Here is a 12,262-nt window from a genome sequence, read left to right on the forward strand (position 1 = left end):
TTTGAAAGCCTTAAGGAATGACAAAAAAACGGTCCTTTTGGGAGGGCCGTTTTCACTGCAGCAAACATTCATTTTAAAATTGCACACTAAATCCTTTAAAGTGGTGAATGCCCGTACCATGAACGACAAGATCCAGTTCACGTAATTCACGAACTGCCTTCATAACCTCTTGCAAAATAGCTGGATCTAGACCCAACGTATTATGAGAGCCGAATACTTGAGATACATTTGGAATTTGCGCAATCTTTTCTAAAGAAGCCACTAAATCGACCGGACTAGTCGAAGGATAAAATGCATAAACAGGTGTAACATCATACAATAAATCCCCTGTAAACAGATACCCTTTGACATGATCAAAGACGCTTATATGGCCTGGTGAATGACCCGGTGTGTGGTAAATTTCTAATTCACGCCCTCCAATGTCAAGCACATCCCCCTCTTGCAATAGAGCTGTCGGTTTACCTTGAAATGGTGTGTATGTACTAGGATCAAAGGATTCAGGTGGAGTTAACGTAAGGTCTCTGCTCATATCTTTTCTGATCTGGGCAAGGGACAAGCCTTGTATTCCATTTATCAGCCAATCCTCATCCTCTTTATGAACATAGATCGTATCGAATTGTCCATGACTGCCTATATGATCTGCATGAACATGTGTGGTGATAACAGCAATAGGTAAATCCGTTAACTGATCTGTGATTCTTTTTATATTATCGATGCCTAATCCTGTATCAATCAATACAGCTTGTTCTTTTCCTAACAGCAGAAATGAATGCACCTTTTCCCAATGACCATATTCACTTATCGCATACGTTATCGGGTCAATTTCCGTAACTGTGAACCATCGATCTTTCATCAAGTGCGATCCTCCATTCCGTTCCACTTCTCTCGGACCTGTTCTTCACCTTTATAATAGTCCGCCTGCTCATCCGCTTGATAGATCTCTTGATATGGGAGAATGTTGATTTTACCTGAGTCAGGATATTCGCAAACATCTATGCCCTGATTCGTTCGAAGATCAAGATACCTGCAGGGTGCTTCCGTATGATTATAAAGTTGATGCGCACCTTCCGGTCCCATTTCAAAAAAAATCACATCGCCTTCACTAACCTCAGTAAAACCCTCAGGAGTTCTTAACATTGCTTTTCCTGCTAAGATCACAAATATCTCTTCAGCATTTCTATGAAAATGATAAGGAAAGGAATATTTATCTGGATCTAGCGATCTAATGTCGAAAACAAGATGTTTAGAATTAGCAACCTCAGCCAGCCTCTCACTTGTATGCCAAGCAAACTCAGGGATCGGAGATAACTTTTGTTTAAAAGAAACTGTATTTTCATTAAAAATCTTCACCATTATTAAGCCCCCTTATCCTCAAAAACTGTGCATACCATATCATTTGATTGGAAATTTAAGCAACAATGATTAATCAGGCTTCTAGGAAGTCAGGATTTTTATGTATTTTACAACCAAATAAATAACATTTTGATTCAACATATGCCGTAAAATTCATACTAGGACGATAATTTAAATGTAGGATATCATCATAGCCTCTAAGATAATCCCGTTTATCAGCCTCCAGTTCCAACTTATATCTTTCGCGATCTTCTGGAGTAAAATCTTCATCTTCATCCGTTATGCAACTAATTAATTCTTCATTAATCTTAACCAAGGCATTGTTCAGAATGTCCTTAGCCTTATCCAAAAATCCACATTGAACGTTGGCATACAAATAGCGAAGCACCCAGTCCGGACTGACCCATAATTTAGTTCCCTCATAAGCATTGACCACGTTAGTATACTGATCCAGTTCATAATAAATGTCTGCTAACCCTTCCTTATCTATCTCTGAATTCTTATCATCCATAGACCTCACAAGCTCTTCAATAGCCTCTTTTGGGTAAGATCCTGTCTTAATTTTACATACAGCATAATAATACAATGCCCAGTAGCTGTAGCATTCATTTTTAACCTGATGAGCCTTCCAATAGTACTCTGAAGCTTCTTCCAGTTGTCCCAATTGAAATAAAGTTGCTGCGAGATTATATTGATTTAGAAAGGTTGGTTTAACACTAAAAGATCGTTCTAGCGCTGATTTTGCTTCATTCCATCTCTCTTTTGCAAAATAAAATTGACCAAGCATTGCACTGGGAACTTCTGACTTTGGATTCAGCAGCATTACTCTTTCTAATAAAAGAATCGCATCTTCTTCACGATTGATCCATCCACCACTCTCGATCTCCGGCTCTCCTTCATGAAAATAAAAGTAAGCCAAATTAGATAATGACTGTTCAGAAGGGTTTATTTCAGCATTCCTCTTGAAGAGTTTAAAAGCTTCTAAATAATCATTAACTTCCATACTAGCCATCGCCAGTTGATTAGCTATTAATGGATTCGTTGAATCTTGTTTATACGCAAATTTTAAATCATTAAGTTCATTTGTATAATCAGTCATTCTTATTCCTTTCTAAAGTTCCAACATAAATTCCATAAATCAAAAAAATGCAGAGCTCTATTAAAATGGAAATCAGTTCCGTATCACTCCTACCTAGGAGAATGTCGTATATACCACTTAGTTTATCATTAATATTTGTAATTTTGGGAGATTAATCAGATTTTTGGAAATTATCCAGAAGTCACCCTACCGAAACAGGATTACCAAACACAAAAAGCCTCAACACCAAAGGTGTCAAGGGTTTGAAGGTTCTAGTAAAGAGTTATGTATTGCCTTGGAATGTTCCAGAGATTAATTTCCAACACCCACAACTATGTTAGTCTTCGAGAGTAACTGTTGATAAGCTATTTATTTACGAAAGACGGTAAAGCCCTTATCCTGAAGCAGTTCAATGATTCCATACTCACCCAGATAATGGAGAGCACCAACGACAAGGAGTCTGTAAAATATATTGTGTAAACTCTCAAACCCATTAAAATGGAAGTAAGAGAAAGGTTGGGGAGAACACATGGGACTTTGGACAAAACAGCAGTTACGGGAATTTATTAAGGAAAACAATTTGGTAAGCGCACAGGATGCGCAGAATGCTCTAAAAGAGCTGTTTGCGGAGACGATTCAGGAGATGCTGGAAGCCGAAATGGATACTCATTTGGGCTATGGAAAGCATGAGGTGAAAGCGAAGCTCACGCCAAACAGCCGTAACGGAAAGAGCCGTAAAACCGTAGTCAGTGAGTATGGTGAGCAGGAAATCGCTATTCCTCGGGATCGGTTGGGCGAGTTTGAGCCCTTGGTCGTCAAGAAGCATCAGTCGAATGTAACGGGCATCGAAGAACAAATTATTGCGCTGTATGCGAAAGGGATTAGCACCCGAGAAATTCAGGACCATTTAGGGCAGATGTATGGTATTGAGGTATCTCCAACGCTCATTTCCAATGTCACGAACAAGATTGTGCCTCTCATTAAAGAATGGCAGAACCGGCCTCTGCAAGGGGTCTATGCCGTCGTCTATTTGGATGCGATCCACTTCAAAGTCAAGCAAGATGGGGCCATTATCAATAAGGCTGCCTACATGGTCATTGGCATTGATCTGGACGGAAACAAAGACGTGCTGGGGATGTGGATTGGTGAGAATGAGTCCTCCAAGTTCTGGCTGAGTGTGCTGAATGAACTGAAGAATCGCGGGGTTCAGGACATTCTCATTATCTGCGTGGATAACCTGTCCGGATTCTCTCAAGCGATTGCCGCCTGCTATCCTCAAACGGAAATCCAGAAGTGTATTATTCACCAAATCCGCAGCTCCACACGGTACGTGTCGTACAAGGATATTAAGAAGGTAACAGCCGACTTAAAGCCTATTTACAAGGCAGCTACCGAGGAAGGTGCCTTGCTTGAACTCGACCGTTTCGAGGAAGTTTGGGGAGCGAAATATCCCCTCATTATCCGTTCCTGGCGGACCAATTGGGACGAACTCGCTACCTTTTTCAAGTACCCGCCTGAGATCCGCAAACTGATTTACACCACCAATATGATTGAGAGTTACCACCGTCAGCTTCGTAAAGTGACGAAGGGAAAAAGCATCTTTCCCACAGATGAGGCGCTACTAAAAATGCTCTATCTGGCCACCGTCGACGTCACTCGGAAATGGACAGGACGTGTCCAAAACTGGGGGCAAATGCTGCTCCAGCTGTCGGTCTTTTTCCCCGATCGGGTCGGTCAACACTTGCGTTAAATTCGCGACTTCCCCCTCGGGGGAATCTGTGCTTAAAAGAGTTTACACAAAATTATTGACAGACCCACGACAATGAAATACTCATCTTCCTTATTGGTATTTAGGTAACCTTCAATCTTTTCAGCCATACCTATATTACGATCAGTCAGCATCGCTTTTCCGTATTCTGGATCACTATATAGGCTGTTAGTTATTTTGAGCAGCGTTTGTTCATCGCCTTTCTTCCACATCTCTATCAATTCGTCTGTTGGATCATTGATGACGCCAGAATTATAATCGTCTAGCGTAGTATTGAGACTCTTCTCCTGCCGCTCCTTAGAGAAGCCAGCTAAGGCCCCCATCTGGGATTCCTGAGTTTCTAGTCCTATTACCGGGATCTTGCGTTCAAGGGCTTTCTGAAGAAAATACAGATCAATTCCTTCTTCTAGGTTGTAGTCAGCCTTCAACGACATAACTGAAATATTTCCTTCCACCTGCCAAGGCTTAAACGCATCATATGCGTTGGCCTCCAAACCGTTCTTCATCAAAAACTCTTTTACTTTCGCATACGTTTCCTTGGATACATGATCTTTTAGTGTAGTGCCATCCTTATACATCATCATATCTACAATCCTCTTCTGCTGCTCTTCATCAGGGGCTTTGGTAAAATCAATTTCAAGACCCAAGTAATCCGCTTCTGCAAAAACTTTCTCATATTTCGAATGCAGGGGGTAGAAGTTATCATCCGTAAGATGTATTGATCCTACGAGGTAAACCGTCGTTCCGTTATTCTTCACTTCCCACATGAAACCACGAGCGCCATCAATTGTTACGCCTTTCATAGTAGGCGAATTTGATGCATACTCGATCTCTTGATTATTTGCCTTCGAGGCCGCTTGCTGTGGAGACTTCATAGAGCAGGCCCCTGATACGAGGATGCATACGGAAAGAATGAGCCATAAGACCGATCTTCTCCATTTTTTCATATCGTATCTCCTTCCAATGATACACATCAAATCGATCAGATGTGATAACCGCTAATCTCCAAAATGCCGCCTTATTCTGGTGGAGATCTAAGCTCCATTCCGTTGTGAATATATTTCTACTTACTTCGGACAGACCAAGCGGTACTACCCCAGTTGCGAGAACATTGTGTAATCTGCTGTCGTTTATCTTTTTTGTTCTTTATCAGCTCTATATTTTTGATACTCTTCTATGTATGTTCTTTATGATGATTTCTTAATAATTAATTCATTGCACTCACTTAACACAGTCATTTCCTAACTTTACTTTTATAGCCATCCCCTTACTATTACTGGATACGATTAATTATGCATTATGGTTCCATTATTTTAATTCTTAACACTTTTTCGAATGAGGATGGTAGAATCGTCTAATTTCCTTGCCTTGTGCTATAGAGCAAAAGTGAGCATGAGAAACTGGGCTAATTCAGGTATGCTGCGGAGTCCGGTGTTTTCAGAGATTATCGTATAAGAAAAACAGACCCGTCAAGCAATAGCTTGGCGGGTCATTTTATGTATGCTTTAATTCAAAGTATTTCCTGGCAAGTTAGAGTATGGTCACTTTATTTCAAAAGTATAATTTACGTTCTCAAGTATTTCTTACTAGTAATCAAAATATGGGTAATTCCAAAATTGTACGAAGCCCATATGAGATCTATCCTCGAATAGCACCCACTATTTATTTGTGGGCATCTTGTGGGCACCGTCATTACAAAGGTCCCTTACTACTCCCACGCCCACACACAAAAAAAACCCTCAACGCCATTAGCGTCAAGGGGTTTAACAGTCCTAGTAAAGAGTCATGTATTGTGCTCTTTCCCACTCGTGAACTTGTGTTCTGTAGATATCCCATTCGATTTCTTTCAGCTCGTAGAAGTGAGCCAGAGCATGTTCACCGAGAGCTTCGGTAATAACATGACTGCGGATCATTTCGCTAAGTGCTTCTTTCAAATCGGATGGCAAGCTTGGAATACCTTCTTCAATACGCTCTTCTTCAGACATCACATAGATGTTACGGTCAATTGGAGCTGGAAGATCAAGCTTACGTTTAATTCCGTCAAGACCTGCTTTCAACATAACAGCAAGTGCGAGGTATGGGTTAGCTGCTGGGTCCGGGTTACGAACTTCAACACGTGTGCTAAGGCCTCTAGAAGCCGGGATACGAATCATCGGGCTACGGTTACTCGCAGACCAAGCTACGTAGCAAGGAGCTTCATAACCAGGAACAAGACGTTTGTATGAGTTCACTGTTGGGTTAGTAATCGCTGCAAAAGCACGAGCGTGCTTTAAAATACCTGCCATGTAGTAACGAGCAGTTTTGCTCAGACCCAACTTGTCGCTTTCATCGTAGAACATGTTTTCCTTGCCTTTGAACAAGGATTGGTGAGCGTGCATACCAGATCCGTTGATACCGAACAATGGTTTAGGCATAAATGTTGCATGCAAGCCGTGTTGACGGGCTACCGTCTTCACAACCAGCTTGAAGGTTTGAATTTGGTCAGCAGCAGTAATCGCATCAGCATATTTAAAGTCAATCTCATGCTGGCCGGATGCTACTTCATGGTGAGAAGCTTCGATTTCAAAGCCCATTTCTTCAAGGGTCAATACGATTTCACGACGACAGTTTTCTCCTAGATCTGTTGGCGCTAAGTCGAAATAACCACCTTGGTCATTCAATTCCGTAGTTGGATTGCCTCTTTCGTCAGTCTTGAATAGGAAGAATTCAGGTTCAGGTCCAACGTTCATAGCTGTGAAACCCATTTCTTCTGCTTCCTTCAGACAACGCTTGAGGATACCACGTGGGTCTCCAGCAAAAGGTGTTCCATCTGGCATGTAAACATCACAAATCAGACGTGCTACACGACTATCTGTCACCCAAGGGAAGATAACCCATGTATCAAGGTCAGGGAAGAGATACATATCGGATTCTTCAATCCGTACGTAACCTTCGATGGAAGAACCATCAAACATCATCTTGTTATCAAGTGCTTTTTCCAATTGGCTAACTGGAATTTCAACATTCTTGATAGTACCTAATAGATCCGTAAATTGCAGACGAATAAAACGAACATTCTCTTCCTTGGCAATGCGTAAAATATCCTCTTTAGAACAGCTCATGTGATCCTCTCCCTTTCAAACTTCTATATATTATTATTTATTAAAAAACCGGGATAACTCACCTTGAATCAAAGACACTTGTCCCGGTCTTTTACCGGAAACTAGTTCTTGCTTCAGCATTCGGTGTAACTGGGAATCGGATAGCTCTCTACGTCTAACCTCTGTATCAGGTGTAATAACAGTTGCTTCCTCGGATTCCTTAGAGACAGGATTCATCACTTGCTTAATGCCAGCAATATTAACACCCTTCTCTATCAGTGCTTTAATTTCTAATAGGCGCTCAACATCATTAAAAGAGAACAACCGCTGATTCCCCGACGTACGTGCTGGTACGATCAGACTGTGCTGCTCATAATAACGAATTTGTCTTGCAGACAGATCAGTCAGCTTCATTACAATTCCAATAGGAAATAGTGCCATATTTCTGCGGATTTCATCACCCATGACTCATCCAACCTTCCAATGATCTTTTTCTGATCTCATTGTACATTTCCTAATACAGCGTGTCAATGGTGTGTGAGATATTCTTACAGCAATTTTCTTTCACGCATACTTTGGAGCGCCATCAAAACGCCATATTTCACATGTGAATAAGTTAATCCACCTTGCATGTACCCAATAAAAGGAGCACGTATAGGTGCATCTGCAGATAACTCCAAGCTTCCACCTTGAATAAACGTACCTGCCGCCATAATAACAGGATGTTCATAACCTGGCATATCCCAAGGCTCTGGTACCACATGGCTGTCTACAGCCGCAGCGCGCTGAATGCCCTGAACAAAGGCAATTAAGTGTTCTGGACCATCAAAGGAAACCGCCTGAATTAAATCTGTCCGCGGCTCATTCCACGCCGGCTTCGTCTCAAACCCGCAGCGCTGAAATACTGATGCAGCAAAAATGCTCCCTTTTAGTGCTTGCCCTACAGTGTGCGGAGCCATAAACAATCCTTGGTAAAGACCACGAGTTGTTCCTAGCATAGCCCCTACCTCACCACCGATACCAGGAGCGGTTAGACGATAAGCTGCTAATTCCACAAGATCCTGTCGACCACAGATATAACCGCCGGTCTCAGCAATACCGCCACCTGGGTTCTTAATTAACGAACCTGCTACCAAATCTACACCAACCTGTGGTGGCTCAAGCTCTTCGGTAAACTCACCATAGCAATTGTCTACGAATACAATAACTTCCGGTTTCATCAACTTTACCTTCGAAGTCATCTCACCAATTTCAGCTACTGTGAAAGAAGCACGCCAATCATATCCTCGTGACCTTTGGATTCCAATTACCTTAGTATTTTCGTTAATAGAGAGAGCTACCTCATCCCAATCGATCTTTCCTTCTGCCGTCAGAGCAACCTCTCGATAAGTGATCCCGAAATCTGCGAGAGAGCCTGTCCCATCGCCGGCATGTCCAATTACCTTATGTAGGGTATCATACGGACGTCCTGTGATATACAGCAGCTCATCACCTGGGCGTAGCACACCAAATAGAGCTGTTGATATCGTATGTGTTCCTGAAGCGAAATGCGGGCGTACCAGAGCAGATTCCGCACCAAAAACGTCAGCATAGACAAGATCCAACACTTCACGGCCACGGTCATTATACGCATACCCCGTTGAACCGGCAAAGTGAAAATCACTGACTTGATGACGCTGGAACGCTTCTATAACCTTCCACTGATTCTTATCTACCATACGATCAAGGGCTTTGACAGCGCCTTCTATTTCAACTTCTGCGGCCTCTGCCGCGCTCAAAATATCCTCTGCAAAAACTACCATTCGTTCTTATTCGCTCCTTACATTTACTTGCCATCATAATGACAGAAAGCGGCAGTTAACTGACGCTTTCTAGATTAGCTATTATTTTATACCTATATACGCAGCATTTCCACTTTAGGAATAACTGACAAGATTACTGCTGGTCCACAAAATCAGCAAGCATGTAACCCCATTTGTCATAATCCTCTTTGTTGAGACGAACGTTATAGAGCACATCGTTCTCGTCATAAGTCGTTTCCAGAACTTCACCCACCCTATAGAGCAAGGAAGAAATGTCACCTCGGTCTCCGGGAATGCGGAAGTTGAGTGTGTCGCCAGCCAGTTCATCAGCGATCATTTCGGTAATCCGAGTTAAATCTTCAGGATTAAATGCACTGATCTTCAAGTATCCTGTACCTGTCGGCAACATTTCCAGTTGTTCAGGCTGACAAAGATCAATTTTATTAAAGAGTACGATTTGAGGAGTACTAGCTGCACCTAAGTCCTGCAAAATAGTTTGAACAACCTCCATCTGCTCCTCACGCATTGGTGAAGAGGCATCCACCACATGCAACACCAAATTGGCCTCATTGACTTCCTCCAGCGTTGCACGGAAAGAAGCGACTAGATCATGCGGAAGATTCTGAATGAAGCCTACAGTATCCGTAAGCACAACCTCTTTACCACCTGCTAGCTCAAGAACACGTGAGGTTGGGTCCAGTGTGGCAAACAACTGGTTTTCAATATAGACATCCGCATCGGTAAGTTGCTTAAGCAGCGTTGATTTCCCTGCATTCGTATACCCAACAAGTGCGACTTGCACCGCTCCCGCCTTGCGGCGACGCTCCCGATGTAGCTCCCGAGTCTTAACGACCTCATCAAGCTGACGCTTCAGCTCCGTAATCCGATCACGAATATGCCGGCGATCAGTTTCCAGCTTACTTTCGCCCGGACCTCTAGTCCCAATCCCGCCACCTAGTCTAGATAAGTTCTTGCCTTGGCCAGAAAGCCGGGGTAACAGATAGGACAATTGTGCCAGCTCAACCTGAATAATCCCTTCTCGCGTCTTCGCACGCCCCGCAAAAATATCCAGAATAAGCTGCGTCCGGTCAATAATCTTAAGATCCAGAGCCTCCTCAAGGTTCCGTACTTGGGCTCCGGACAATTCTTGATCAAAGATAGCTGTATTAGCCCCGTGAGCCTCAGCAGCCATTCGGAGCTCTTCTACCTTGCCTTTACCAATAAACCATCTAACATCAGGCGTTTCCTTATTCTGACGCAGCACATCCAGAACTTCAACACCTGCCGTTTCAGCTAATTGCACTAATTCCTGCAGAGAAAGCTCAGGATCAATTCCTGTTCTTTTAATTTTATCTGTGACGAGACTTACCAATATCGCTCGATCTTGTACATCTGTTTCCGTATCATGCGTAGTTATTGCCATGTATGCCATGCTCCTTATGACGGTGATAGTATCCTGTAAATCATAATTTAAAATCTTCAGTTCGAAGCGTCATTAATTCCTGCTTGCCTGGGCTGGTACTTTCATACTGGTTAAGCAGTCTTACAGCCTGCCCCCGAACAGCTTTTTCAATGGCGTTGCGAACATACCGCGCATTACTGAAAGCATGAAGACTTTCCGTCTTCTCTACTAACAAATGCTGCTTTAACTTGAGTATCGCCTGTGGCATCAAAATATAGTCGCGATCTTTTGCCATTAGTTCAGCAATCTGCAACAGTTGGTCGATCGTATAATCAGGAAATTCTACTTGTATTGGAAACCGTGAAGGCAATCCAGGATTGCTCATCAAAAAATACTCCATCTCCCCAGAGTACCCCGCTAAGATAAGTATAAATTGACTGCGATGATCCTCCATGGCCTTGACCAACGTATCAATCGCTTCTTTTCCAAAATCCTTTTCCCCGCCACGAGCAAGGCTATAAGCCTCATCAATAAACAAAATGCCGCCCAAAGCCTTTTTCACCAGATCACGAGTCTTCTGTGCTGTATGACCAATGTATTCGCCGACAAGGTCAGCTCTTTCCACCTCAATGAGATGTCCTTTGGTCAGTACACCCATACGTTGGAACAACTTGGCTACGATTCTAGCTACAGTTGTTTTACCCGTTCCGGGATTTCCTTTAAAAACCATGTGATAGGCTTGCCCGCCGCTTGCAAGTCCTGCCTCAGCACGCATTTGTGCAATCTGTAATAAAGCGTAGATTTCAAAGACTAGCTCTTTGATATTGTCCAGACCCACTAAACCCTCCAATTCTTGTGTTAACTCTTGGAACAAGCTAGTGTGGCCGTGATTTTTTGGAGGCAGTGGCCGACTCTCTCCAGTAGGGTGAGTTATAGCCGGAGGCTCTTGACTCCGCAATACAATGTTGATTTGTCGAGACGGTCTTTCTTCCTCCCGTCCACTGGCCGCTGCTACGCGTCCGCTCATCGGTATCACCTCATTATCCAGGGCTGACTTCTCTTATCAAGTCTATTCCATCAAATGAAGTGTTATTAGAAGATTCGGGATTTTTTGGACAAATCACAGGAATAGCTGCTGAAGCTTCCATTTCGTATAGGCTAGAATCTCACGTGATTTATGTCTTGTCATCGATAGAACGGTGGATTCTGTAAGTCCAAGCTCAGGATTCACATATCCAAGCTCGTCTGCAATTTCATGAGCCCGCCACCCATGATAAGTATGCGTAATGATTATTGCTGAAGACAAGCCTTCACGCGCCATAATCTCTTTACTATACAAAAGATTCTCGTAAGTGCTGGTAGCTTCATTCTCTACAAAAATAGCGCTATCCGGCACGCCTTTAGCAACCAAATAATTACGCATTCCTTGAGCTTCGGTATATTGTAAATCAGGTTTATCTAAACCACCAGAAACAATAAGATGCGGGAACATCCCTTCTTCATAAAGCTTCAGTCCGTAATCCAGTCTTTCCTTGAGTCCAGGGCTTGGCTCATCCCCCCACATCGACATACCAAGAATGATCCCAACTTCCGCCTTTTGCATAGGATCTGTCGTGGCAGCTTTATTAATATTGTTTAACGCATAAGCACACCACAACAATCCAGCAATCACAATAATCGATAAAGCGATAAGCAACGTTCGTTTCGACCAGAATCTGCGTTTTTTGGAAACAATCCGAATCGGGGAAGATCCTCTTCCGTAGACGTACCATTCCATTT

The 12,262-nt window shown here is 42.9% G+C and carries 11 protein-coding genes; 1 reads left to right on the forward strand and 10 read right to left on the reverse strand.

What is annotated here, in order from left to right; genetic code table 11:
- Positions 1-73: 73 nt before the first annotated feature.
- The 3 genes from NSU15_RS16690 to NSU15_RS16700 form a co-directional block, all read right to left on the reverse strand.
- On the reverse strand, positions 74-853 hold the full coding sequence (locus NSU15_RS16690; RefSeq protein WP_170880280.1) for an MBL fold metallo-hydrolase: 780 nt from the start codon (positions 851-853) through the stop codon (positions 74-76).
- Positions 853-1,353, reverse strand: coding sequence for a cupin domain-containing protein (locus NSU15_RS16695; RefSeq protein ID WP_076118734.1), 501 nt, complete (start codon positions 1,351-1,353; stop codon positions 853-855). The genes NSU15_RS16690 and NSU15_RS16695 overlap by 1 nt, the downstream gene beginning before the upstream one ends.
- 73 nt (positions 1,354-1,426) lie before the next feature.
- Positions 1,427-2,452, reverse strand: coding sequence for a CDC27 family protein (locus tag NSU15_RS16700; protein ID WP_076118736.1), 1,026 nt, complete (start codon positions 2,450-2,452; stop codon positions 1,427-1,429).
- 508 nt (positions 2,453-2,960) lie between these two features.
- Here NSU15_RS16700 and NSU15_RS16705 point away from each other — a divergent pair.
- Entirely contained in the window at positions 2,961-4,181 is a 1,221-nt protein-coding gene (locus NSU15_RS16705; RefSeq protein WP_076119303.1) for an IS256 family transposase, read from the forward strand.
- Between the two features lie 32 nt (positions 4,182-4,213).
- On the opposite strand, the gene NSU15_RS16710 is transcribed toward NSU15_RS16705, so the two are convergent.
- The 7 genes from NSU15_RS16710 to NSU15_RS16740 form a co-directional block, all read right to left on the reverse strand.
- Entirely contained in the window at positions 4,214-5,146 is a 933-nt protein-coding gene (locus tag NSU15_RS16710) for a TraB/GumN family protein (protein WP_339286821.1), read from the reverse strand.
- Positions 5,147-5,971: 825 nt separating this feature from the next.
- Positions 5,972-7,300: a type I glutamate--ammonia ligase gene (gene glnA, locus NSU15_RS16715; RefSeq protein ID WP_076118740.1), complete on the reverse strand. Its 1,329-nt coding sequence runs from the start codon at positions 7,298-7,300 to the stop codon at positions 5,972-5,974.
- 33 nt (positions 7,301-7,333) lie between these two features.
- Positions 7,334-7,744: a MerR family transcriptional regulator gene (locus NSU15_RS16720; protein ID WP_042128355.1), complete on the reverse strand. Its 411-nt coding sequence runs from the start codon at positions 7,742-7,744 to the stop codon at positions 7,334-7,336.
- 83 nt (positions 7,745-7,827) lie between these two features.
- The gene (locus NSU15_RS16725) at positions 7,828-9,081 is read right to left on the reverse strand and encodes a methionine gamma-lyase family protein (RefSeq protein WP_076118742.1); all 1,254 of its coding nucleotides are present in this window, start codon (positions 9,079-9,081) and stop codon (positions 7,828-7,830) included.
- Between the two features lie 133 nt (positions 9,082-9,214).
- Positions 9,215-10,504, reverse strand: a complete 1,290-nt coding sequence (hflX, locus tag NSU15_RS16730) for a GTPase HflX (RefSeq protein WP_076118744.1) — start codon at positions 10,502-10,504, stop codon at positions 9,215-9,217.
- Between the two features lie 40 nt (positions 10,505-10,544).
- A complete protein-coding gene (locus NSU15_RS16735; protein WP_042128361.1) occupies positions 10,545-11,510 on the reverse strand; it encodes an AAA family ATPase in 966 nt (321 codons plus the stop codon).
- Positions 11,511-11,603: 93 nt separating this feature from the next.
- Positions 11,604-12,260: a YdcF family protein gene (locus NSU15_RS16740; protein WP_076118745.1), complete on the reverse strand. Its 657-nt coding sequence runs from the start codon at positions 12,258-12,260 to the stop codon at positions 11,604-11,606.
- Between the last annotated feature and the right edge of the window lie 2 nt (positions 12,261-12,262).

The sequence above is a fragment of the Paenibacillus sp. FSL E2-0201 genome, from assembly GCF_037963325.1.
In the GTDB taxonomy this organism is placed as follows: Bacteria; Bacillota; Bacilli; order Paenibacillales; family Paenibacillaceae; genus Paenibacillus_AQ.